Here is a 24,669-nt window from a genome sequence, read left to right as displayed (position 1 = left end):
ATTTGATTCGTAAATACTAAAACTTCAAGGCAGTGAATTCATTTTCAGGCAGTGCCTTGTAGAATAAAAAGCCCTGCATCTCCGTACAACCTATCTCCTTCAGGTATTCGGCCTGCTCTTTTTCCTCCACGCCCTCTGCAATGATCTCCATTCCAAGATCCCTTACCATCATGATGATATGCTTTAAAATTATATCTCCCATGCGGCGGTTGCCGATGTTTGCCAGGAACCGGATATCCAGTTTTATCCTGTCCACGGGAACCTCTTTAAGCATATTCAGTGAAGAATAGCCGCTTCCAAAATCATCCATCTCCACCTGGAAACCATAACTTCGAAGCTTATAGGTAGTACTGATAAGAAGGTCAGGATCCTCCACATAGGAGGTCTCTGTAATCTCGATGCAGAGCTGATCCGCAGTCAGATCATATTTTGAAATAAGGTCAGAGAAATAAACCGGAAGTTCTCTGTTTTTCTGAATATCCACCCTGGACAGGTTGACGGATATCTTCCTTTTCTTTCCCATTTTGTTCCAAAGAGCCAGATCCTGACACACTCTGTTCCAGACAAAGCAGTCCATGTCATAGATAAGCCCCGCTTCCTCCAGGGCAGGGATGAACTCTGCAGGAGAAATAAAGCCAAGCTGCTCATCCTTCCATCTGCACAGAGCCTCCGCTCCTATGATCTTACCGGAAATATAGTCAACCTGGGGCTGGTACCAGACCTGCAATTCCTTGGACCTTAAAGCCACAGGGAATCTGCTGATAATATAGGCAGTGCGCTTACTCTTTTCCCATTGAACAGGGTTATAGAACTCGTAGCCATCCTTCTTGCTGTCATGGACCTTTTTCTCCGCCATTCTGGCCTTATCCAGCATAACTTCCACATCTATCTGCTGATAGTCCGAAGGCATCAGGACGTAGATTCCGCTGCAGATGCGAACCTTTAAGTCTTTTCCTCTGTCAATAAAAAAGTTTCTTAAGGGCTCAAAGACATGCTGCTCATCGAGAGCCATTTTCTCACTTCCGCCGATTTTTCTGAGCACAACAAAATGGTCACTCTCAAGGCGGCCTATGGCCTCTTCCTCTGATAAAATCTCAAGGGACCTGCTTATCCAGAAATTGAGCATTTCATCCGCAGCATTCCTTCCCATGGTGTCGTTGATAAACTTAAAGTCTCTAATGTTGTTAAAAGAGATCATGTAAGGAATATCCGGATGCTCCATAAGGAGTTTTTTCACCTCTTTTACAAAACCATCATGGCTCAGTGCTCCGGTCAGTGGATCGTGGTCTATCATCTTTTGTATCTTCTTTTCGTTTTCCAAATGAACATAGCGAAGTCTCATGACGATGATGACAATAATAAGGCTGAAGAAAACCGCTATGGCAAGTAATAAAGGTCCAATCTCATAGATTGTGTCAACAATAGTCTTCTTATATAGCCTTCTGTTGGTATAATCCAGAACAATGGCCTGCTTTTTGGTCTCAGGGATGCTGTCTATTCCTTCATTCAGGCGCCTTACAAGTTTTCTTGCTTCTACAGAGTCAAGGGTGCCGGCGCGGAAATCCATGGAAAACATGGCTGCAGCCTCAATGGAAAGGTCCGAATATGACGGTTTTTGAAGCACATAGCTCCAGACATAGGAATTATGCAAAAGAGCGTCCACCTCACCTGCGCGAAGGGCCTCTACACAGTCATCCATAGTATCGAACATATAGATATCCATTCCCGGATACAGAGTTTCTATAGTTTCCGCAGCACCTCCAAGAGACTTGATCATGCCTATGTGAAGGCTGTTCATGGGAGGCAGTACATGATTATTTTTGGTCACAAGAACAAAGGGAGTCTGGGTAAGATTGGCTGTTACTATGGAATAATGCCCGGCTGAGCTTTCCACAGCGCTTCCAAAGGGCATTATCAGATCATATTCGGGATTATCCAGAGCATCCTTGAGATTACTTTCCTTCAGAGGAACAAAAGCCGCTGTATAGCCCGCATTTTGAGCAGCCTCAGCCATAAGATCCACACCGATTCCGATAATCTCTTCCGTATCTTCATCAATGTAAAAAACAGGGCATCTGTCCGTGGGAACTCCTATGATAAGCTCTTCTCCGGAGGCTCTCCCAAGCATGCCAAAAAGTGGTATCAGTACTAAAACCAGCACCAAAACCACTGCTTCAAAGGCTCTAAGTATTAAATAAAAGCCTGCTTTTTTCTGCAAGACAGTACTCCATCCTCTCAAAAATGCTTAAAAAGCGCATTCGTATATATACTATCTCAACATACTTTCAGACTTTTTGCCAATTAAATATTGATAAATTTTTATTTGTTTTTGGATAAAAAAGAGGGGTAAGTCCCCTCTTTTCATTCTTTGATGAAGTCCATGGCTTCAAGATAGCCCTGAAGGCCGTGGCCGTAGATCTGCTTGTCGCAGGCCGGTGCTGTGACGGAAACCTTGCGGAATTCCTCCCGGGACTGGATGTCGGAGATGTGAATCTCCACCTTGGTGATGTTCTCAAGGCTCTTTAATGCATCATGAATGGCATAGCTGTAATGGGTATAGGCACCGGGATTTATCACGATGCCTTCTGTCCCATCAAAGTACGCTTCCTGAAGTCTGTCTATGATGGCACCTTCGTGGTTGGACTGGAACAGTTCAACCTCGTCGCCCTCCGTGTCAGCCTTTTCCCGGATCATATTGCAGAGATAGTCATAGTCCTGATTGCCGTATACGGCCTTCTCTCTGATGCCAAGGAAATTTAAGTTTGGTCCGTTGATTACCAGAATTTTCATATATTCACCTGTAAGTTAAATCTTCGCGATGTCAACAAGCTGCAGTGTCTCTTCGGTACTCTCGTTCTCAAGACTGGTTACCAGTGCTCTTGCGGTATCAAGGGCTGTTATTACATTAACACCGGTCTCGATGGAGGTACGGCGGATAAGGAATCCGTCACGACTCTTGTCGCGGCCCTGAGTAGGTGTATCGATAACAAGGTCGATCTTGTGGCCCAGGATAAGGTCGATGACCGTAGGCGACTCCTGGCTGATACGGTTGATCTTTCTTGCCTTAACACCGTTGTCGTTAAGAGTGTCCGCTGTGGATCTTGTGGCGTAAATGATATATCCCAGTTTTTCAAATCTTCTGGCGATGTCGATAATTTCACCCTTATCTGAATCCTTAACAGTGATGATCATCTGCTTGTACTTGGGAAGGTTGATGCCTGCTCCAAGGAAAGCCTTATAGAGAGCTTCGTTAAAGCTCTTGCTGATTCCAAGGCACTCACCGGTACTCTTCATCTCAGGTCCAAGGCTGATCTCAGCGCCTCTGATCTTCTCGAAGGAGAATACAGGCATCTTGATGGCTACATAGCCTGCCTCAGGCTGAAGTCCGGGAGTATAGCCAAGATCCTTGAGCTTCTTGCCCATCATTACCTGGGCTGCCAGATCAACGATAGGAATACCTGTTACCTTGCTGATATATGGAACAGTTCTGGAGGATCTGGGGTTGGCCTCGATGATGTAAACCTCATCTCCCACCGCAATGAACTGAACGTTGATAAGTCCGATTACATGAAGAGCCTTGGCAAGTCTTCTTGTGTATTCCGCAATGGTCTCTTTTACCTTTGCTGAAAGAGACTGGGCAGGATATACAGAGATTGAGTCTCCGGAATGGATTCCGGATCTCTCGATATGCTCCATGATACCGGGGATAACAATGTCCTCGCCGTCGCAAACCGCATCAACCTCGGTCTCGATTCCCTGAAGATACTTATCAACAAGGATCGGGTGATCCTGGGAATATCTGTTGATGATGTTCATGAACTCTTCTATCTCTTCATCGGAAAGAGCGATCTGCATGCCCTGTCCGCCCAGAACGTAGGAAGGTCTTACCAGTACTGGATAGCCCAGTCTGCCTGCAACCTCTTTTGCCTCCTCTGCGGTAAATACAGTGGCACCCTGAGCGCGCTTGATCTGGGTCTGCTCAAGAATCTGGTCAAAAATCTCTCTGTCCTCGGCTGCATCTACATCCTTGGCATCTGTGCCGTAGATCTTAACACCCATTTCCATAAGGTCCTGAGTGAGCTTGATGGCTGTCTGTCCGCCGAACTGAACCACTGCTCCGTCGGGCTTCTCAAGCTTAACGATATTCTCAACATCCTCGGGAGTAAGAGGCTCAAAGTAGAGCTTGTCTGCAATATCAAAGTCAGTACTTACTGTCTCCGGGTTGTTGTTTATGATGATTGTCTCAAATCCTGCCTTCTTAAATGCCCAGGTTGCATGTACTGAGCAGTAGTCGAACTCGATACCCTGTCCGATACGGATAGGTCCCGAACCAAGAACAAGGATTTTCTTCTTATCAGAGCTGCTCTTAAGTCCTGCCTCGTTCTCCTCATTCTCATCTCCGTATACTGAGTAGTAGTAAGGAGTCTCAGCTTCGAACTCTGCAGCGCAGGTATCAACAAGCTTGTAAGCTGCCTTGATTCCGTAGAGATCTCTGAGAGCCTTGATGGTATCTACTGAGAATCTTGTAAGTCTGCTGATTACCTTGTCCGGATACTCAAGCTTTTTAGCTTTAAGCAGAGTATCAGCGGTAATGATCTTCTTAGCTTCCTCAAACTCTGATACATTTTCTGATGTTACTTTATGGCGGGCAATAGTGCTCTTCTCGCCCAGTCTAAGGAGCTTAAGCTCCATCTTGACCAATGTATGGATCTTGTCGATGAACCAGTGATCGATCATTGTGATCTCATGGATCTCGTCATAGCTGAAGCCTCTTCTGAGGGCCTCGGCGATAACCCAGATCCTCTGGTCATCTACGATCTTGAGCCTGTCCTTAAGCTCATCATCATCAAGCTCCGAGAAATCATAGCTTGTAAGGCAGTCCACATGCTGCTCCAGGGAGCGTATAGCCTTCATCATGGCACCCTCAAAGTTGGTGCAGATACTCATTACCTCGCCGGTGGCCTTCATCTGTGTTGTAAGGGTTCTCTTGGCGGTAATGAACTTATCGAAAGGAAGCCTTGGGAACTTAACTACGCAGTAGTCCAGTGTGGGCTCGAAGCTGGCGTAGGTCTTTCCTGTGATAGCATTCTTGATCTCATCAAGTGTATATCCCAGAGCGATCTTGGCTGCAACCTTGGCAATAGGATATCCTGTAGCCTTGGAAGCAAGGGCTGAAGAACGGCTGACTCTGGGGTTAACCTCGATTACGCAGTACTCAAAGCTTGTGGGATGAAGTGCGAACTGAACGTTACAGCCGCCGGTGATCTTAAGCTCATCGATGATATTAAGAGCTGCGCTTCGAAGCATCTGGTACTCTTTGTCTGAAAGAGTCTGGGAAGGAGCCACAACGATTGAGTCTCCTGTGTGAACGCCGACAGGGTCGATGTTCTCCATGTTGCAGACTGTGATGCAGTTACCTGCTGAGTCACGCATTACCTCGTACTCGATCTCTTTCCAACCTGAGATACATCTCTCAACAAGAACCTCATTGGCTCTTGAAAGTCTCAGACCATTTTCCAGGATCTCCTCGCACTCTGCCTGGTTGTGGGCGATACCGCCGCCGGATCCTCCCAGGGTAAAAGCGGGACGAAGAACAACGGGATATCCGATCTTGGAAGCAAAGGCAACGCCGTCCTGAACGTTGTGAACTACCAGGGAAGCTGCGCAGGGCTCACCGATGCGCTCCATGGTATCCTTGAATTCCTGTCTGTCCTCAGCCTTTCTGATGGTCTCCGCAGTGGTTCCAAGAAGCTTAACATTGTGGGACTTAAGAAATCCTGACTCATCAAGCTCCATACCAAGGTTAAGTCCTGCCTGTCCTCCAAGGGTTGGAAGGATTGAGTCGGGCTTTTCCTTTTCAATAATCTGCTCAAGGACCTTCACTGTAAGGGGTTCGATATAAACCTCATCAGCGATGTCCTTATCTGTCATGATCGTTGCAGGGTTTGAGTTAACAAGAACAACCTCGATGCCCTCTTCCTTGAGAGAGCGGCATGCCTGGGTTCCTGCGTAGTCAAACTCCGCAGCCTGTCCGATTACAATAGGTCCTGAACCGATAACCAGAACCTTTTTTACATCCAAGTTTTTTGGCATTTATTTTCCTTTCCCGCCATGCCGACATACTCGAAATTGCTTCGCAATTCCTCGTTGTCGCGGCGTCGCCGTATATTCATCGTGATACATAAAAAAGTACTTGCGAGCAATTATTTTTTATGTATCGCGCTGAATGCATGGCTCTCTTTTCGCGCACATCAGTTCCACGAATCTATCGAATAAGTAGCTTGAATCCTGGGGACCGGGGCATGCTTCGGGGTGGAACTGAACTGTGAAGATGTTCTTTCCCACATAGGCAAGGCCCTCGTTGGTGCCGTCATTAACATTTATGAAAGCAGGCTCAGCTACTGTTTTGTCGAGCTTGTCCATGTCCACAACATAGCCGTGGTTCTGGGATGAAATATATACTCTTCCTGTGGCAAGATCCTTGACAGGGTGGTTACCGCCTCTGTGGCCGTACTTCATCTTGAAGGTATCTGCGCCTGTTGCCAGTGCCATGATCTGATGTCCAAGGCAGATGGCAAAGATCGGAACGTCGCTGGCATATAATTTCTTAACTTCCTCGATCACCCCAACACACTCCTTGGGATCTCCGGGACCGTTGGAAAGCATGATTCCGTCGGGCTCATCCTTAAGGATCTCCTCTGCTGTGGTGTTGTAAGGATATACTGTGACATCACAGCCTCTTGCTGCCAGGGAATCCGCAATGTTTCTCTTGGCACCCACATCGAGAAGTGCAACCTTGAAGCCCTTGCCGTTGAGCTTTTTAACAATGGCAGGTCTCTTCTCTCTCTTGGACTTATCCCCTGCAAGACTTGCCTCATAGGCCTCCTTGTCAAAAGAAGCGCTGCCGGATAAAGGTCCGTTCTCTGAAAGGTCGCTCACACCCTTAACAAGATATTTTTCTTTGCAGGAAACCTTGGAAACCACATCTCCTGTGGTGTAGGCGGAAAGTCTCTCCTTCACATCCTCGAACTTAAGGTTCTCGTTGGTGGTGATCATTCCGTTCATGGTTCCCTTTTCACGAAGAAGTCTTACAAGCTTTCTTGTATCTATGCCTTCAATTCCGGGAATCTCATACCTTTCAAGAAAGTCCTGAATTGACATATCACACCTGAAGTTGGAAGGAATATGAGAAAGCTCTCTAACAATGATTCCATCAACCCAGGGTCTTTCTGACTCCATATCATCAAGGCACACGCCGTAGTTACCGATCAGGGGATAGGTCATGCACACCGCCTGTCCCGCATATGAAGGGTCGGTAAAAACTTCCGTGTAGCCCGCCATAGAAGTATTAAAAACAATCTCGCTGATAACGTCTTTATCTGCGCCGATGTGCTTACCGGTAAAGATTGTTCCATCCTCTAAAATCAAGAATGCTTTCATAAAAACTCCTCCTGAATAATATACACATAAGGTCAGGCATGGATCTGTGCGAGCACATCCATGCCTAACTTTGAATCCCTTTATCACTCAAAGTATCTTACTCCGCTCTCAAAGATCTTAAGATCCTGCTCGCCGTAGATGTTTACTGCTACGCCGTCGCCGCGACGCTCTGAGTGAGCCATCTTACCAAGGCATCTTCCGTCAGGGGAAAGGATACCCTCAACTGCCATGTAGGAGCCGTTGATGTTCCACTCGTCATCCATGGTCACATTGCCCTCAAGGTCGCAGTACTGGGTTGCGATCTGGCCGTTCTCAAAGAGCTTCTTGAGAACATCCTCGGGAGCAACGAATCTTCCCTCACCGTGGGATGCAGGGTTGGTGTAAACGCCGCCCAGCTCAGCTCCAGTGAGCCAAGGTGAATTATTTGATACAACCTTGATGTATGCCATCTTGGAGATATGTCTTCCGATGGTGTTATAGGTAAGGGTAGGTGAATTCTCATCCTGTCCTGTAATGCTGCCGTTAGGTACAAGGCCCAGCTTGATCATAGCCTGGAAGCCGTTGCAGATACCAAGTGCAAGTCCGTCTCTGTTGTGGAGAAGGTCCTCTACTGCTGCCTTGATCTCCTCGTTCTGGAAGGCTGTTGCGAAGAACTTGGCACTTCCGTCCGGCTCGTCACCTGCGGAGAATCCGCCGGGGAACATGATGATCTGGGCATCTGAAATTGCCTTTTTAAACTCAGCAACAGACTCTGTGATATCCTGAGCATTTCTGTTTCTGAAGATCCTGGTCACTACGTTGGCGCCTGCTCTCTCAAAGGCCTGAGCACTGTCGTACTCGCAGTTGGAGCCGGGGAACACAGGGATAAATACGGTGGGCTTAGCTACCTTGTGCTTGCATACATAGATGCTGTCTGCCTTGTAAAGTCCGCTCTCAACAGGAGTCTTCTCAGCATTAACTGTTGAGTGGAATACCTTCTCAAGCTTGCCCTTCCAGCTGGAAAGCGCTTCTTCCATGGAAAGAACAGCTCCTGCTGCCTCGAAGGCTGCCTTATCTGTAACTTCACCGATCTCTCTGCTGCCCTCTGTCTGAAGAACCTCAGCCAGCTTATCAGCAGGAACCTCTGCGATGATGTCTGCGATATCGTTGGTGAAGAGCTCTTTTGCCTCGACAGCATCAGCAATCTTAACACCAAGGCCGTTACCGAAGGCCATCTTGCTGACAGCTGCTGCGATACCGTAAGCATCCTCAGCGTATGCGGAAACAATTGCTCCGCTCTTCATAAGCTCGTGGATCTCTCCGTAGAGCTTCATAATCTTCTCGTAATCAGGAAGATCGAACTCGTCTTTTGCAATCTTGAACTGTACCAGCTTGTTGCCTGCCTTCTTGAGCTCAGGAGTAACAACATCCTTGAGGCTTGCTACATCTACTGCGAAAGAAACCAGTGTAGGAGGTACGTTTATCTCATTGAAGGAACCTGACATGGAGTCCTTACCGCCGATGGATGCGATGCCGAATTTCATCTGGGCATCGAAGGCACCCAGGAGTGCGGTAAATGGCTGGCTCCAGCGTGTAGGGTCCTCAGTCATTCTCTTAAAGTATTCCTGGAAGGTGAAGTGGAGCTTCCTGTAATCACCGCCTGCAGCTACGATTCTTGCTACGGATTCTGTTACTGCGAAGGCTGCTCCGTGGTATGGGCTCCAGCTTGAAAGATAAGGATCAAAGCCGTAGCTCATCATTGTTACTGTATCTGTCTTTCCTGACAAAACAGGAAGCTTGGCGATCATGGTCTGGGTCTCTGTAAGCTGGTACTTTCCGCCGTAAGGCATTACTACTGTGCCTGCTCCGATGGAGGAGTCGAACATCTCCACAAGGCCCTTCTGGGAACAAACATTGAGATCCTCAAGTTCACCCTTCCATGCTGCCTTTACATCGCCCTTTGAAAGAGCTGCTGCAGCGCTCTCTGATGCGATCTTGCCAAAATAGTTGTCTTCCCTGGAAGGAACCTCAACCTTAACGGTAGTCTCCTGATGAGCTCCGTTGGTATCAAGGAAGGCTCTCTTGATGTCTACGATCTTCTTGCCTCTCCAGTTAAGAACAAGTCTGGGCTCCTTGGTTACAACAGCAACCTTAACTGCCTCAAGATTCTCCTCTGCTGCATAAGCAAGGAACTGCTCAGCATCCTTAGGAGCAACCACAACTGCCATTCTCTCCTGGGACTCGGAGATAGCAAGCTCTGTTCCGTCAAGACCTGCGTACTTCTTGGGTACAAGGTCAAGATTAATATCAAGACCGGGAGCCAGCTCACCGATAGCTACTGAAACACCGCCGGCACCAAAGTCGTTACACTTCTTAATAAGTTCTGAAACCTCAGGTCTTCTAAAGAGTCTCTGAAGCTTTCTCTCTGTGGGAGCGTTACCCTTCTGAACCTCTGCTCCGCAGCTGGTAAGAGACTTGGAATCGTGAGCCTTGGAGGAACCTGTTGCTCCGCCGCAGCCATCTCTTCCTGTTCTTCCCCCGAGAAGGATGATGATATCATCGGGATCTGCGCTCTCTCTGATAACGTGCTCCTGAGGAGCTGCGCCCATAACAGCACCGATCTCCATTCTCTTGGCTACATAGCCGGGATGGTAAACTTCCTTAACATATCCTGTGGCAAGACCGATCTGGTTACCATAGGATGAATAACCTGCTGCTGCGCCTCTAACCAGCTTTTTCTGTGAAAGCTTGCCCTTCATGGTCTCGGATACGGGAACTGTAGGGTCAGCCGCGCCGGTTACACGCATAGCCTGATATACATAGCCTCTTCCTGAAAGGGGATCTCTGATAGCTCCGCCCAGGCAGGTAGCAGCGCCACCGAAAGGCTCGATCTCTGTGGGATGGTTGTGGGTCTCGTTCTTGAAGAATACAAGCCAGTTCTCAGTCTCAGGTCCCTTGCCGTAGTCCACCTCAACAGGTACAACAACGGTGCAGGCATTGTTCTCTTCAGATACTTCCATATCTGTGAGCTTGCCGTCTGCCTTGAGCTTCTTCATTCCCATAAGGGCGATATCCATAAGGGAGATGAACTTCTCCTGCTTCTTCTCCTCTGTCTTGTAGAGGTCATCTCTTGCAGCCAGGTACTCGTCATAGCTCTTTTTGATGGGAGCCTTGTAGAAGCCATCCTCGAACTCAACGCTCTTAAGCTCTGTTCCGAAGGTGGTGTGACGGCAGTGATCTGACCAGTAGGTATCAAGAACCCTGATCTCAGTCATGGTAGGATCTCTGTGCTCGTCATCATTAAAGTACTGCTGTATCCACTTGAAATCGTTGAAGGTCATGGCAAGGCCAAGGGACTCATAGAGGTCCTTGAGGCTCTTCTCATCCATGTCCTTGAAGCCGTCGAATACCTTGACATCCTCAGGCTCGTCGTAGTTCTCCACAAGAGTCTCGGGCTTCTCATCGGAAGCAACTCTGCTGTCCACGGGGTTCATGGTATAGTCCTTGATCTTCTCAAGCTCTGCCTCTGAAACATCACCCATGATCATGTAGGTAACAGCTGTCTTAATTACAGGCTGCTCGTCGCCCTTTATAAAACGCACGCACTGCTCTGCAGAATCCGCTCTCTGATCGAACTGCCCGGGAAGTGCTTCAATACTGAAAACCTTCGCACCCTGGGGCACCTCAATATTTTCTCTGTAAAGGACATCTACAGGGGGCTCTGAAAATACTGTCCTGCAAGCCTTCTCAAAAACCTCGTCAGATACATTCTCTACATCATAGCGAATGAAAATCCTGACCTCTTCCACGCTCTTGATTCCAAGATAGCTTGAAATCTCGTGGCGCAGATCCCTTGCTTTTCCTGCAAAGGGAGCTTTCTTTTCAACATAGATTCTTCTTACAGTGCTCATAAAATCTCCTCATTTCCTTATTACTTTGATGCTTTTTATTAAAATAAAAGCGCTTATTCTAAAGAAAAAATAAGCACTTTTAATTAATTACTAACTATTCATATCATCGGGCACTAACCCTTCTAAAACATACATTAATTCTCTGTCAATGGCTTCTTCGGAAACGCCGATAGTCTTGGATAAGATCTTCAGCCCTTCCACCACGTACATAAGATTGCGAGCACAGCCAACAGGGTTCTCGCAATAAAATTCGCCGGTCTCAACACCGTTTTCGATAAGCTTTTCAACGATGCGTACTGCAGTATCAAATTGATTCTTTAAGGGATTATCTTTTGTCGACACTTTATGAACGGAAAAATACTCATAAGTTGCGACAGTGAGATTGTTCTTTTTTCTGAGAATAGCTTTTTTCTGTTCTTTTAAGAAAATAGCAAGCATATCGCCTGCGGAGGCATCACCGGATAATGCAGCAACAACGGCCTCTTCATCATCCTCATCCACCTCGTCCTCAAGAACCGCCAGAAACAGTTCCTGTGTACTGGAAAAATAGAGATAAAGACCCCCGCGGCTAATCTCGCAGGCGTCTACGATATCCTTCATGGTTACGTTCTTGTACCCTTTTTCAGAGAAAACTACTCTTGCCTTATCAAGAATATACTTCCTCTTCTGTGCGGACTTCTCTCCCATGTCTCCTCCACAAAATAACTGCTGTACTATGCCAGAGGCTTGGTATCCTCGTGACCCCAAAATCTTACCAGCTCATCCATCTTCTCAACAACCATGTATAACACACCGTTGCGAACACCCTCTCCCCAGACGGTGCCCTTGGTCATACCGGTAAGTATATATTTGGAAAGAATGCCGGCCAGATCATCTATATTGGAAATCTGGGCATCCTGGATAAAACTGATCTCGTCCTTAGGACTGTTTAAATGATTTCTACTATAGACATAGACATAATTTCTGTCTAAGAGGTCGGTGGACTGACAGGCCTTAACAAAAGCAAGCAGGTTGGAGTCATATACCGGAAATGGCATAGACTTAAGATCACTACTGCTGTAACTGTGGGATATGTCCTGATTAGAGGCATTATCCTTGAGCCACCTAAGGTATGGAACTATTTTCTCAAGCTGGGGGCGATATCTTGAAACGATATCCTCAACACTGTTTTCATTGACATTGTTGTCATTTTCCATGCTCATTAAAAACCGCGCCTTTCCTGGCTTACAGCCAATCACACGAACAATTAACGGTATAAAAAAACACAAGTCATAGTTCCAAAACATTATAACAAGGGGCAGGCCAAATGTACAGATAAAAATATACCGAAACCCAAATAATGATATAATAATACAGGCCACATATCTATTGACAAAATTGACACAAAAAAGGGAAATAATTTCAAAAAATATGGTTGAAAATCTAGAGTATTACAAAGTCTTTTATCAGGTAGGAAAAATCGGCAGTATAACCGGTGCCGCCAAGGAGCTGTCTATTTCCCAGCCGGCAGTGAGCCAGTCCATTCATCAGCTGGAAACCGCTCTTGGCTGTCATCTGTTCCAGAGAACCTCCAGGGGAGTCAAGCTAACCGCTGAAGGAAGCCTTCTTTTTTCATATGTGGAAAAGGGCTATCAGCAGATCGAACTGGGAGAAAAACGCCTGGCCCAGCTTCAGCACCTGGACACCGGAGAAGTTCGTATCGGTGCCAGCGACATGACCCTTCGTTTTTATCTTCTTCCCTATCTGGAACGATTCCATGAGCTCCATCCCGGCATCAAGGTCTCTGTTACCAACGGTCCCACTCCCGAGACCCTGGCATATCTATCAGAGGACAAAATTGATTTCGGCGTGGTATCTTCCCCTTTTAACCTGAGGGATGAATATTCCTCCTTCCCGGTGGCGGAGATCGAGGATGTATTTGTTGCCGGCAGAAAATTCATTCAATATAAGAACAAAATGCTGGATTTCACTGACCTGGAAAAGGTTCCCCTTATCATGCTGGAGGGTGATTCCAGTACCAAGAGCTACGTGGATTCCTATTTAGCCAAACACGGAGCGGATGTACGACCGGAATTCCAGCTGGCCACCAGCGATATGATAGTCCAGTTCGCCCTGCGAAACCTGGGAGTTGGCTGCGTGGTCAAGAGCTTTGCCCAGGAATATCTGGACAGCGGCGTGCTGTTTGAGCTCCGCTTCCATCAGATGATCCCCAAGAGACAGATCTGCGTTGTCACAGATACGGGAAGGGCCCTGTCCCCCGCCGCAGATGCGCTTCTGTCACTGATTCGGGAAAAACAATAAAAATGTTCAAAAAAATCTGCCCACAACACTGTGGACAGATTTTATTATGCTTAAAATTTGGGCTTATCTGAATCGTATACAAACATCAGGATTCCGGGAACAAGACCTACAAAAAGAAGTGTACAAATCTTGAAGGCTGTATCGAAGGGCTCACCCCTGTCGATCTTCTTGAAGGTAATAACTGTCATAGGAATCATCCATGCCAGAGGTACAAAGCATGCACATGCTCCTGCTACGCAGGAAAGGACCATGAACACCTTGATAACGGTCTCAAGGGCATCATCCTTGTGATAAGGCTGGTTGTACTGATTGTACTGGCCGTACTGATTGTACTGACCATACTGATTGTACTGACCGTTCTGAGTATACTGGTTATTCTGATAATCCTGCTGCGGCTGAGGCTGTGGCTGAAAACTTGGTACAGCCTGCGCCTGCTGGCCCGCTGTCTGTGAAAAAGCACTGTTGGGATCAAATCCCTTGATCTGAGGCTCTTCAAAGGGAGAGCTCTGTGTAGTATTCTGTGTATTCATCTGAGACTGCTGATTTCCCACCTCAACAGATGCTCCGCAATTGGCACAGAAAACACTGCCATCCGGAATCTCAGCCCCACAATTTGGACAAAACATTTTTTCTTCCTCCGTAAAAACAATGGTAAATTACCCTACTATCTTAATATCTAACCCCCAGGTTATGCAAGTCTTTTACGACCTGGTCATAGTTTTTGTATACAATACCGTTCCATCCAAGAGCCTTGGCTGCGGTAATGTTCACTTCGGTATCATCGATAAATACGGTATTCTCCGGAACAAGCTCATATCTGCTGACAAGAAGGTTATAGATTGCGGCATCAGGTTTTACCACATGCTCCCTGTAGCTGAGGATTCCACCGTCGCACTCCTCAATAAATGCCATGGAATCCGGATTGCCCTCCAGAGCCTGCTTTGAGAAATTGGAAAGGTAGTAAACCCTGTAGCCTGCTGCCTTCAGCGCTCTTATCCAGGGAATAGTCTCTTCTCTTTTGCTGATGATGTCCTTGAGATCGGTGAAGGTCTTATAAAGCTCCTCTGCTATCTCAGGATCGTTTTCCGCAAACTTCTCTGCAATCTCTCTGGTGGTAAGATTGCCCTTGTCAAACTCAACCCAGTCATCACTGAGAACCGATGCTCTGGCGATGCGGTCTGTCATCTCGGCATCATAGCCCTTGTTCTCTATAAACTCTTTCCATACGAAGGTTCCAAGAACGTTGCCTATGTCAAAAACAACGGTGTCGATCTTGCTGTCGGGAATCACATTTCCATACTTGTCATGGCGCTTGTTGCTGGTCATGGCATCCAGGGACGCTATTGTATGTCTTCCTGTGAGAGCTCCCACAACCCAGATGGTGATCCAGAGCATAATGGGAATTGCCACTGTAGCAGCCACGCAGCCAAGGAACATATTGTAGGTGGCCGGTGAACCAAGGACCGCCAGCAAAAGAAGTGCGATGTACATTCCCACGAGAAGCACTATTCCGCACAGTGCCAGCACTCTTTTATAGGTAGGAGTCTTTTCGTTATTATTAGTCATTTTTCAAGCTGCTCTTTCTATAGATAATATCAGTTCTTGCAGGTCCGTTGCTGACCATGGTGATAGGATAACCGATCTCTTTTTCAATGAACTCGATATAGTTTCTGCAGTTCTCAGGAAGATCCTCGTAGTTCTTGATTCCTCTGATGTCACATTTCCATCCGGGAAGAGTCTTGAATACAGGCTTAGCCTTCTCAAGAAGATGAGTTACAGGGAACTCTGTTGTAACCTCACCGTTGATATCATAGCCAACGCAGACAGGGATCTCATCCAGGTAGCCCAGAACATCAAGAACTGTGAAGGCAACATCTGTTGTGCCCTGAAGTCTGCAGCCATACTTACTGGCAACGCAGTCATACCAGCCCACACGTCTGGGTCTTCCTGTGGTTGCGCCGTACTCGCCGCCGTCGCCGCCTCTTCTTCTGAGTTCCTCTGCCTCGTCGCCGAAGAGCTCTGAAACGAATGCACCTGCACCTACAGCTGATGAATAAGCCTTGGATACAGTAACGATCTGCTTGATCTCATAAGGAGGAATGCCTGCACCTATCGCGCCATAAGCTGCAAGAGGTGAGGAAGAAGTAACCATGGGATAGATTCCGTGATCGGGATCCTTCATGGTTCCAAGCTGACCCTCCAAAAGAATTGTCTTGTTTTCCTTGATTGCCTTGTCAAGGTAGAGAGCTACATTGCCCACATAATCCTTAACCTGCTCTCTCCACTCAACGATCTGGTTGAAGAGCGCCTCCTGATCAATGGGCTCTGCATGATAGAGATTAACAAGAATAACGTCCTTGATCTCAGCGATTCTTGCGATTTTCTCCTTGATTACATCATCATCCTGGAAAAACTCATTGATCTGCCATCCGATCTTGGCATATTTGTCTGAATAAAAAGGAGCAATTCCTGACTTGGTGGAGCCGAAGCTCTTGCCTGCAAGTCTTGCTTCCTCCAGAGTATCGAAAAGAACATGATAAGGCATCATAACCTGTACTCTGTCGGAGATCATGATCTGAGGAGTGGGAACTCCCTTGGAAGTAACCTCCTTAAGCTCGTTCATGAACTTAGTGATATCAAAGGCAACACCGTTTCCGATGATGTTCATAATATTCTGATGAAATACTCCTGAAGGCATTGTGTGAAGAGCAAACTTGCCATACTGATTAACAATTGTATGACCTGCATTGGCTCCACCCTGAAAACGGATTACAACGTCCGCCTGGTCTGCCAGAGTATCTGTGATCTTACCCTTTCCTTCGTCGCCCCAATTAGCACCTACTACTGCTTTTACCATTTATATATCCTCCTATTGGCGTAGTTTTCCAATAATCGCCTTAATCATAGTACGCTCATTAATCCCATAAGTAAAATCAATATTTATTATATCTGTCATAAGTTATGCTTATTTTCTAAAATTTAATACTATTTTATACTGTTTTATGACAATTATCCGTTAAAAAAGTCTAAAATATAAGTTGTATATTATCGTTATATCATTTTGTCTTTTCTTCCATGGAGGAAACCGATATGCCCGGAAGCAGTAAAAACAGTAACGAATTCACTAAGGACAGTTTTAAAAGACTAACAGTTTCAGACAAATTCAAAAAAGTCTTTAACAGATTTAAAACAAATCTTATTGTCATCTTCGTAGTGATCATTCTTATAGATATTCTTGCTCTTTTCAATCTGAGCACTATCTATAGGGTCTACTACGAGCAAAACAGTCAGCAGGGTGAAATACGAATAACCATTCAGGCCCTGGCAAAATACTATTTGTGGGCTCTGGCTGCCACCGAAGAATCAGACAGAAATGAGCAGCTGGCAGGTGTTTCAGAAAAGCTGCAGGAGTTAAACGATGGCCTGGACAGCCTCAGCAAGGTATATAAAGGCGACCTGACAGCCACCTACCAACACATTAAGGACATAGATTCCGCTGATGATCAGCTTACTAACATGTATAACAGTGGTGCCTCCCAGGAAGAAATCTACAGCTACTATGTAGGCACCATCAACGAAGCCATAAAGGTTGTTGTAAAAGACTTTAAAGAGATTGGAATATCCGCCAAAGCCCAGGCAAAATCAGCTTATTTCATTGCCATGATTTCTGTAATAGCCATGACAGTAGTTTCACTTTTGGTTGTGGTCTACGCGATCCTATATTCAACGAAAGCAAGAGCAGCTCTCACAAGAAGTATCTTAGGCCCCATCGAAGCCATATCCGCTGCTGCCGATGACATGGCAAAAGGAAAGCTGGAGGTTAAGGTTGAAACCGACTCCCAAGACGAGCTTGGGAAGCTCGCCAAGGATATAACAGCATCTACCAATGTTATTGAAAACATTGTAAAAGACATAAATGAAACCCTGGAAAGAATGTCCGCCGGTGACTTTTCAAGCGGTACAACAAACTCCAAGCTTTACATCGGTGATTACGAGGCCATCAGAAGGGCTCTTGCAAATATTTCAGAGAACCTGTCCAGCACTCTCTCAGAGGTTAAAAATTCCTCCTATCAGGTATCCCAGGGGGCTACAAATATGTCCCAGGGTGCCAGTGATCTGGCAGAGGGAGCAACGGATCAGGCTGCTGCGGTTGAGGAGCTTACAGCTTCTGTTAACTCAGTGACGGAGCAGACCAGACAGCTGGCTGAAGTAGCGGATAAGAGTAAGAGCATGGCAACTTCCGTAAGGGAAAATGCAGAACTCAGCGCCCGCAAGATGCATCTTGTAACGGATGCCATGACCAGGATCACAGAAGCTTCCGCGGAGATCGAGCAGGTTACCAACTCCATCGAAGCCATTGCCAAGCAGACTTCCCTTCTTGCTCTCAATGCTTCTATCGAAGCGGCCAGAGCAGGCGAAACAGGAAAAGGCTTTGCAGTAGTTGCGGATCAGATAGGAAAACTGGCTGATCAGTCCAGCGAAGCTGCCAAGAATACCCATCAGCTCATTGCAGACACCATGGATGAGATTGGAAACGGTAATGCGGTTGTTGCAGAGACCACAAAGGCTCTGGATGCCATGCAGCACAGCGTAGAAGAAATCACCGATATGATCGTACAGACCGGTGATCTTGCACAGCAGCAGGCCCAGAGTATGGATGAAATAGACAAAGGAATTGAAATGATCTCCAACGTGGTTCAGAACAATTCCGCCACTGCCGAGGAGTCCAGCGCAGTATCCCAGGAGCTGTCGGAACAATCGGAAAGTCTCAACAGGCTTATCGGACAGTTCACAATAAACGAGTAATCCTAGGAAAAGAATACTATAATCTTGCTAACAAAGCCTTTTGCGTATGGCTTGCTCCTGCGCGGGGGGCTTTAATTTTGCCCATAAAAATATAAAGATTGCCTACAGCCCCATGGAAAACATATAATAGGTTCTATGAATAAGAAAATAACTCTCGGCATCCTTGCCCATGTGGATGCCGGCAAAACTACATTGTCCGAAGGGATGCTCTATCTCTCCGGAACCATCAGAAAGCTGGGAAGGGTCGACCATAAGGACGCCTTCCTGGATACCTATGAACTTGAAAGAGCCCGCGGGATCACCATTTTCTCCAAGCAGGCTCTTTTCGACTGGAAAAATGTGAGCTTCACTCTTCTGGACACCCCGGGGCACTCGGATTTTTCTCCCGAAATGGAGAGAACTCTCCAGGTCCTTGACGGGGCAGTGCTTATCATAAGTGCCGCTGACGGAGTCACCTCCCAGGTTCGTCTTTTGTGGAAGCTTTTGTCTCACTATCAGGTTCCCACCTATATTTTTGTCAACAAAATGGATCAGCCCGGCATGGACAAGAACCTTATTCTTGAAAAGCTAAGGACTGACCTTGGAAACAGTGTCATAGACTTTTCCGAAGGAGTCTCCTCTCCTGAGATCCAGGAGGAACTGGCAGTTTGCGATGATGAGCTTTTATCCGGTTTTCTTGAGGGAAAAGAGGTAACGGAAGGCGAGATATCCTCTCTTATCGTCGCAAGAAAGGCATTTCCTGTGATCTTTGGAAGTGCCCTGAAGATGCAGGGAGTGGAGGAACTTCTTAATCTTATTACGGATCATCTTGTGCCTGTGACCGGTTCCGATGAGGCTCCATTTGGCGCCAGAATCTATAAGATAAGCCGTGACAGCTCCGGCAACAGACTTACCCATCTCAAGGTCACCAGCGGCTGTCTTAAGGTAAGGGACCTCATCGGGGATGAAAAGATAGATCAGATAAGAATCTACAACGGCGAAAAATTTGAGGCAGTGAAGGAGGCCCCTGCGGGCACCATCTGCGCTGTCACCGGACTTGCCACCACAAAGGCCGGGGAAGGTCTTGGCACAGAGAGCAAAGAAAAAACAGCTGAGCTGATTCAGCCCATCATCTCCTGCTCTCTCATTCTTCCCGAAGATGCAGACGTTGTTTCTTTTTACAAAAAGCTTCTGATCCTGCAGGAGGAGGAACCCATGCTGAGGATCTCCCTAAAGGAGCTTCCCGGTTCTTCGGAAAAACAGATTGAGACCCAGGTTATGGGTGAAGTACAGAAGGAAATATTAAAGCACCTTATAAAGGAGCGCTTTGACATTGATGTAGCCTTCGGCCCGGGACATATCGTTTATAAAGAAACAATAGCAGGGGCTGTGGAAGGCGTGGGACACTTTGAGCCCCTTCGGCACTACGCAGAGGTTCACCTTCTTCTTGAGCCTGCAGAGCCGGGAAGCGGCATCATCCTCGAAAATACCTGCAGCACCGACGTTCTTGCCCTTAACTGGCAGAGGCTTATCCTCACTCACCTCCAGGAGAAGGCCCACAAGGGTGTTCTCACCGGTTCAGAGATCACCGATATCAGGATCACTCTTTTGACCGGAAGAGCCCATGAAAAGCACACGGAGGGCGGAGACTTCAGGCAGGCCACCTACAGAGCCGTAAGACAGGGCCTTATGGAGGCGGACAATGTCCTTCTTGAGCCCATTTACAACTATAGAATGGAGCTTCCACAGGACTGTGTGGGAAGAGCTCTTTCAGATATTCAGAGAATGAACGGAACCGTAGGACTTCCCGACATTGAGGGCGGCAAATCCGTGCTGACGGGCACAATTCCCGCCGCCTGCCTTGGAGACTACGCTTCCCAGCTCACCTCCTACACCAGGGGTGAAGGGCATATTTATACAACTTTAAGCGGCTATGCTCCCTGCCACAATGCAGAGGAGGTTATAGCTTCCTTTGATTATGACCCGGAGGCAGACCTCGACAATCCGGCCTCTTCGGTCTTCTGCTCCCACGGAGCGGGAACCCTTATTCCCTGGAACGAGGTCAGAAACTACATGCACCTGGATACGGGCTGGGATCCCCAGGAGGGCTTTGAGAAAAAGACCGATCTTACTGACAGCATTGATATGGAGGCCCTTAAAAAACTCCAGACCCACAGAATGAAGGAAACTTCTGACAACCGCTCTTTTGCAGAAATAGACAGAGAGCTAAGGGCCACCAATGATGAGCTGAAGGCCATATTTGAGAGGACCTACGGCCAGATAAAGCCCAGATACGTAGATAGCGCGGAAAGCAGAAGGCGCACCAAAGACACTCCCCCGGCGAATTCGGAGCCGGCAGCTCCTGTTTCCCTGAGCAAAAAGAAGGCCGCCGGAATCGAGGCCAAGTCTGCCCTTATAGAGCGTCCCAAGGAATACCTTCTTGTGGACGGCTACAACGTGATCTACGCTTCCGATGAGCTAGGGAGCCTTGCCCAGACCGACCTGAAGGCCGCCAGGGATGCCCTTATCGATCTTCTTGTGAACTTCTCAGGATTCAGGCGCGAGATCACTATCCTGGTCTTTGATGCCTACAAGGTTCCCGGGGGCACAGAGCACATGGAGAAACACCATGACCTTACGGTTATCTACACCAAGGAGGCTGAGACCGCAGATCAGTACATAGAAAAAGCTGCCCACGAGATTGGCAAGAAATACCGGGTCACCGTGGCCACTTCCGATGCAATTGAGCAGGTGATAGTTATGAGCAGCGGAGCCCTGAGACTCTCCGCCAGGGACTTCCTTCTTGAGGTCAAGCATACCGAGGAACTCATTAAGGAAAAAATGAATAAATATTAAATAAATCGGATTAAAATATTATTAAATATCGCCCATATATATGCTTTTTTACGGCAATAGCTGTACAATTACTGTACCGGATTATTTATGCAAGGAGGTAAGCATATATATGAAAAATAATAAAAAGCCTTTGATACAAGCCAGTTTGGCAGCTATACTGCTGCTCATTTCAATTCCTTTCGTTGTTGCACTTACTGCAAGTATTATAAACAGTGCAATTCAGATGAACAGCATTGAGCAGACCACCGAAAAGATATACTACGACACACTTTATCAGATAAGCAGCGAACTGCTTAACGCAGACAGAGATCTGTATCAGGCCATGCTGGCCGCGACTCAGCATCAGGCCTACAGAGAGTATGCTCCAAAGGAGGTCATGGATTCTTATGCTGCAGAATTCAACGAAAACTACCAACAGGTTGTGGACCGTGTGAATCTGGTCACTTCACAGGCAAAAGAATTTGATTATTTATACAATCAGATTAAGGATGACAGCGGTTCTTCCTTCTCTCAGATGGGCAGTCAGTTTATGACCAAGCTTTCTGCCTGGGGCAAAATCTATGATTTCAATTCCGGAGAAGGCGATATCGAGCAGTTTTCCATCGAATTTAACGCTACCAGAGAATATCTCAGCAGCATGTGTGACATTGTGGAGGCATGGGCCGTTGAAGAAAAGGCCATTACCAGCAAAGAGGTTTCTTCCAAAATAGTGACTACCTTTTTGGTATTTGCCTGCATCTCCACTATCCTTCTTGTATTTGCAATATATATGCTTGTTACCATTATCAAAAGTCTTAAAGCCATTAACGGCGCTGTGGAAAATGTTGCAAGTGGTGATTTTGTCACCAAGATAAGGCTTAACAGTGCTGTCACTGACTTCAATAATATGAGTGATACTCTTGAATCCATGAGACACACTCTCAGAAATGCTCTTGTTCAGGTTATTGACCACGCAGGCTCAGTCAATAGCAAAGCCGAGATTACCAAGACCAGTATTGCAGCTTCCCAGAAATCAACCACAGATATCAGTTCCGCAGTCAGCGATCTGGCCACAGGCGCCACCGCCATGGCCGAGGATGTTCAGAGCACCTCAGCTGTTACGGTTAACATGGGAAGTTCCGTAGATAACGTTCTTGAATCAGCCAACAAGAACCTTGAGATGGGCCGCCAGGTTTATGATGAATCCACCAAGGTTAAGAATCAGCTTGAGCAGATCAAGGAACAGGATCAGAAAAATGATGAGATGGCATCCCAGGTTGCCGGCTCTGTAAACGAGACCGCGGCAGTTGTATCTCAGATCACCACTGCTGCCGAGTCCATCATTTCCATAGCAAGTCAGACCAACCTGCTGGCTCTCAACGCTTCCATTGAGGCTGCAAGAGCGGGTGAAGCAGGAAAAGGCTTCGCGGTAGTTGCCGACAATATCAAGGATCTGGCCGGTGATACCAACTCCCTGGCAGGAGAGATCACCAACATGCTTTCCACCATCTCCGATTACTCCAATAAAAACAAAGAGCTCACGGAGGCCATTAAGGAAGCTATCACCAATGAGACCGCAGCTCTCGAGGAAATGAGTGAATCCTTTAATGAAATGCAGAAGCTCCTGGAAAAAACCGAAGAAGGCAACCGTCAGATCGTTGATCTGGTTGAATCCATGAATGCAGACAAGGATAACATCCTTAACTCTGTAGAATCCCTGTCCAGTATTTCTGAGGAGAATGCCGCTTCCTCTCAGGAGACCAGTGCTTCACTTATGCAGCTCGACAGCACCATGGAATCCGTGGTTACCCAGGCTGAAGACCTGCAGCGAATCGCCGAGGAACTCACCGAAGGAGTTAAGTATTTCAAGGTTGAACTTCCTGAAAAGAAGTGATGTTTTTTTGCGGGACCTCACTGGAGGCCCCGCAAGACCCCAACTTTACTCAAATGAAATATGATCGGCAACATGGTGAAGATGCGCATTTGACACATCCTCTTCAATAAATGCATCTTCAATACGCTTTATGACCATGTCACCTTCTTCCCGGGTGATGATGGGAAGGAAAACTAATATAAGGTCTGATTTGATCTGAACGATAATATCACTCTTGCGGAGTTTTTTCTTAAGGAGCTCAATAAACTTCGGCGCCAGATCCGATGCGCTCTCTGCCGCTCCGTCCACGCATATGTTAAACAGGACTTTTTCCACGCCCTTTTTATAACGTCTAAGGAATCTCATGGCAAAGCGATAGGTATGGATAAAGGTCTCTTTACCCATGACCATGGCACCCTCTGAAGAGCTTCTTTCTTCCAGGATCTTGCAGATACGGGACATATCAGAGTCAAGATTGCTCTCCTTGGCCTGGGCGTCAACAAAGACGTCGTCCTCATAGATCCTGACACCGTGCTTGCCGTTTTGCTTAACCCGGTACATGGCAGAATCCACGCACCTGTACAGAGTATCGAAATCCCTGGAGTGCTCCGGGATAAAGGCCGCACCGATGGATAAGCCGATGGGGATGTCAAACTCACTTCCCATAAGCTCAATGCATTTATTAAGGAGCTGCTCGTTAAGTCTGTCCGCCAGGGCCTTAACGGCCGCTTTAGAATTAAAATTATCAAAAAAGATCAGGAACTCATCTCCGCCTACTCTGGTGATGATATCCCCTTCTCTTGTGTTATGGCGCATGATCTCCGAGAAGGAAATCAGCACCTGGTCTCCCATATCATGTCCGTAGATGTCATTGACAAGCTTGAAATTATCCATGTCAAAAAACATAAGGGCGCCGTCTCTTTTTTTACAAAGGGTGGCTATCTTCTCGGTTCCGCTGCCCTTGTTCATAAAGCCGGTGAGCTTATCAAGGGTGGCATCGGCGGTAAGAAGCTCGATCTTCTTGTGGTTCTCTATGGTGTTTGCGATCCTGCTCTCAAGAATCTCTTTATCAAAAGGCTTCCTGATAAAGTCCGAGGCGCCATCCTTAAGACCTCTTCTCTCAGCGGCGCTGTCGTTATCTCCGGACAAAAAAATCACCGGAGTGGCATTTCTTCCTTTTTTCTCCTCCAGCTCTCTCAAAGCATGAAAGGTTTCAAATCCGTCCATGTCAGGCATGAAGATATCAAGAAGTACCAGATCCGGCGTATTATTCTCCATAAATTGTAAAAGATCCGCTCCTGAGTGCAGACAACTAACACGCATGTCACCTGCTCCAAGGAGGTTCTTTGCGTTTCTAAGCTCTATTACATCATCATCAACTATGACAATCCAATAGCCCATTAGTTTTCTCCGTCTCAATACAAATCCCTACATTTATCCGACTATATTATCTCAAAAAGTAGTATTAATTGCTAGATAGCGTTTCAGAATGAAACATTTTTACGAATATACACATTGATTAAATATCGTAAAGACTTTATTCTT

The 24,669-nt window shown here is 46.9% G+C and carries 15 protein-coding genes; 4 read left to right on the top strand and 11 right to left on the bottom strand.

The genetic code is table 11. From position 1 onward, the window contains the following. Window positions 1-16: 16 nt before the first annotated feature. The 7 genes from T359_RS0114895 to T359_RS0114865 form a co-directional block, all read right to left on the bottom strand. On the bottom strand, window positions 17-2,218 hold the full coding sequence (locus tag T359_RS0114895) for an EAL domain-containing protein (RefSeq protein ID WP_051545489.1): 2,202 nt from the start codon (window positions 2,216-2,218) through the stop codon (window positions 17-19). Between the two features lie 143 nt (window positions 2,219-2,361). Further along, window positions 2,362-2,790, bottom strand: a complete 429-nt coding sequence (locus T359_RS0114890; protein WP_026518159.1) for a type II 3-dehydroquinate dehydratase — start codon at window positions 2,788-2,790, stop codon at window positions 2,362-2,364. Window positions 2,791-2,805: 15 nt separating this feature from the next. Beyond that, complete coding sequence (gene carB / locus T359_RS0114885; protein ID WP_026518158.1) at window positions 2,806-6,093, bottom strand: carbamoyl-phosphate synthase large subunit; 3,288 nt, start codon at window positions 6,091-6,093, stop codon at window positions 2,806-2,808. A 117-nt stretch (window positions 6,094-6,210) separates the two neighbouring features. Continuing rightward, complete coding sequence (locus T359_RS20620; protein ID WP_035784641.1) at window positions 6,211-7,440, bottom strand: carbamoyl phosphate synthase small subunit; 1,230 nt, start codon at window positions 7,438-7,440, stop codon at window positions 6,211-6,213. Window positions 7,441-7,523: 83 nt separating this feature from the next. Then, on the bottom strand, window positions 7,524-11,330 hold the full coding sequence (locus T359_RS0114875) for a phosphoribosylformylglycinamidine synthase (protein ID WP_026518157.1): 3,807 nt from the start codon (window positions 11,328-11,330) through the stop codon (window positions 7,524-7,526). Window positions 11,331-11,420: 90 nt separating this feature from the next. Beyond that, window positions 11,421-12,017, bottom strand: coding sequence for a TetR/AcrR family transcriptional regulator (locus T359_RS0114870; RefSeq protein ID WP_026518156.1), 597 nt, complete (start codon window positions 12,015-12,017; stop codon window positions 11,421-11,423). A gap of 26 nt (window positions 12,018-12,043) precedes the next feature. Next, on the bottom strand, window positions 12,044-12,532 hold the full coding sequence (locus T359_RS0114865) for a hypothetical protein (RefSeq protein ID WP_051545487.1): 489 nt from the start codon (window positions 12,530-12,532) through the stop codon (window positions 12,044-12,046). A 208-nt stretch (window positions 12,533-12,740) separates the two neighbouring features. On the opposite strand from T359_RS0114865, the gene T359_RS0114860 reads away from it, so the two are divergent. After that, window positions 12,741-13,631 (top strand): LysR family transcriptional regulator, encoded by an 891-nt coding sequence (locus T359_RS0114860; RefSeq protein ID WP_026518154.1) that lies wholly within the window; start codon window positions 12,741-12,743, stop codon window positions 13,629-13,631. 50 nt (window positions 13,632-13,681) lie between these two features. Here T359_RS0114860 and T359_RS20615 read toward each other — a convergent pair whose 3' ends face one another. The 3 genes from T359_RS20615 to T359_RS0114845 are packed head-to-tail and all read right to left on the bottom strand — an operon-like array spanning window position 13,682 to window position 16,488. Next, on the bottom strand, window positions 13,682-14,257 hold the full coding sequence (locus tag T359_RS20615; protein ID WP_035784639.1) for a zinc-ribbon domain-containing protein: 576 nt from the start codon (window positions 14,255-14,257) through the stop codon (window positions 13,682-13,684). A gap of 43 nt (window positions 14,258-14,300) precedes the next feature. After that, complete coding sequence (locus tag T359_RS0114850) at window positions 14,301-15,197, bottom strand: HAD family hydrolase (RefSeq protein ID WP_051545485.1); 897 nt, start codon at window positions 15,195-15,197, stop codon at window positions 14,301-14,303. Continuing rightward, on the bottom strand, window positions 15,190-16,488 hold the full coding sequence (locus T359_RS0114845) for an adenylosuccinate synthase (RefSeq protein WP_026518152.1): 1,299 nt from the start codon (window positions 16,486-16,488) through the stop codon (window positions 15,190-15,192). Before T359_RS0114845 ends, T359_RS0114850 begins: the two co-directional genes overlap by 8 nt. A 233-nt stretch (window positions 16,489-16,721) precedes the next feature. Between T359_RS0114845 and T359_RS0114840 the strand changes: the two genes are divergently transcribed. The 3 genes from T359_RS0114840 to T359_RS0114830 all read left to right on the top strand — a co-directional run bounded on the left by T359_RS0114840 (window position 16,722) and on the right by T359_RS0114830 (window position 23,145). After that, on the top strand, window positions 16,722-18,437 hold the full coding sequence (locus T359_RS0114840; protein WP_026518151.1) for a methyl-accepting chemotaxis protein: 1,716 nt from the start codon (window positions 16,722-16,724) through the stop codon (window positions 18,435-18,437). Between the two features lie 135 nt (window positions 18,438-18,572). Next, window positions 18,573-21,272 carry a translation factor GTPase family protein gene (locus tag T359_RS0114835; RefSeq protein ID WP_026518150.1) on the top strand — a complete coding sequence of 900 codons (2,700 nt, stop codon included), beginning with the start codon at window positions 18,573-18,575 and terminating at the stop codon, window positions 21,270-21,272. Window positions 21,273-21,381: 109 nt separating this feature from the next. After that, the gene (locus T359_RS0114830; RefSeq protein WP_026518149.1) at window positions 21,382-23,145 is read left to right on the top strand and encodes a methyl-accepting chemotaxis protein; all 1,764 of its coding nucleotides are present in this window, start codon (window positions 21,382-21,384) and stop codon (window positions 23,143-23,145) included. A gap of 45 nt (window positions 23,146-23,190) precedes the next feature. On the opposite strand, the gene T359_RS0114825 is transcribed toward T359_RS0114830, so the two are convergent. After that, window positions 23,191-24,525 carry a GGDEF domain-containing response regulator gene (locus T359_RS0114825; protein WP_026518148.1) on the bottom strand — a complete coding sequence of 445 codons (1,335 nt, stop codon included), beginning with the start codon at window positions 24,523-24,525 and terminating at the stop codon, window positions 23,191-23,193. Window positions 24,526-24,669: the final 144 nt, after the last annotated feature.

The organism is Butyrivibrio sp. MC2021 (assembly GCF_000621605.1).
In the GTDB taxonomy this organism is placed as follows: domain Bacteria; phylum Bacillota; class Clostridia; order Lachnospirales; family Lachnospiraceae; genus Butyrivibrio.
The sequence above is the reverse complement of the archived record's forward strand: the minus strand, read 5'-3'. Positions and strand labels throughout refer to the sequence as shown.

Coding starts and splice junctions, on each gene's coding strand:
- T359_RS0114825 (WP_026518148.1), bottom strand. CDS start 24,525: ATGGGCTATTGGATTGTCATAGTTGATGATGATGTAATAGAGCTTAGA.
- T359_RS20615 (WP_035784639.1), bottom strand. CDS start 14,257: ATGTTTTGTCCAAATTGTGGGGCTGAGATTCCGGATGGCAGTGTTTTC.
- T359_RS0114845 (WP_026518152.1), bottom strand. CDS start 16,488: ATGGTAAAAGCAGTAGTAGGTGCTAATTGGGGCGACGAAGGAAAGGGT.
- T359_RS0114890 (WP_026518159.1), bottom strand. CDS start 2,790: ATGAAAATTCTGGTAATCAACGGACCAAACTTAAATTTCCTTGGCATC.
- T359_RS0114840 (WP_026518151.1), top strand. CDS start 16,722: ATGCCCGGAAGCAGTAAAAACAGTAACGAATTCACTAAGGACAGTTTT.
- T359_RS0114830 (WP_026518149.1), top strand. CDS start 21,382: ATGAAAAATAATAAAAAGCCTTTGATACAAGCCAGTTTGGCAGCTATA.
- T359_RS20620 (WP_035784641.1), bottom strand. CDS start 7,440: ATGAAAGCATTCTTGATTTTAGAGGATGGAACAATCTTTACCGGTAAG.
- T359_RS0114860 (WP_026518154.1), top strand. CDS start 12,741: ATGGTTGAAAATCTAGAGTATTACAAAGTCTTTTATCAGGTAGGAAAA.
- T359_RS0114865 (WP_051545487.1), bottom strand. CDS start 12,532: ATGAGCATGGAAAATGACAACAATGTCAATGAAAACAGTGTTGAGGAT.
- T359_RS0114875 (WP_026518157.1), bottom strand. CDS start 11,330: ATGAGCACTGTAAGAAGAATCTATGTTGAAAAGAAAGCTCCCTTTGCA.
- T359_RS0114870 (WP_026518156.1), bottom strand. CDS start 12,017: ATGGGAGAGAAGTCCGCACAGAAGAGGAAGTATATTCTTGATAAGGCA.
- carB (WP_026518158.1), bottom strand. CDS start 6,093: ATGCCAAAAAACTTGGATGTAAAAAAGGTTCTGGTTATCGGTTCAGGA.
- T359_RS0114850 (WP_051545485.1), bottom strand. CDS start 15,197: ATGACTAATAATAACGAAAAGACTCCTACCTATAAAAGAGTGCTGGCA.
- T359_RS0114835 (WP_026518150.1), top strand. CDS start 18,573: ATGAATAAGAAAATAACTCTCGGCATCCTTGCCCATGTGGATGCCGGC.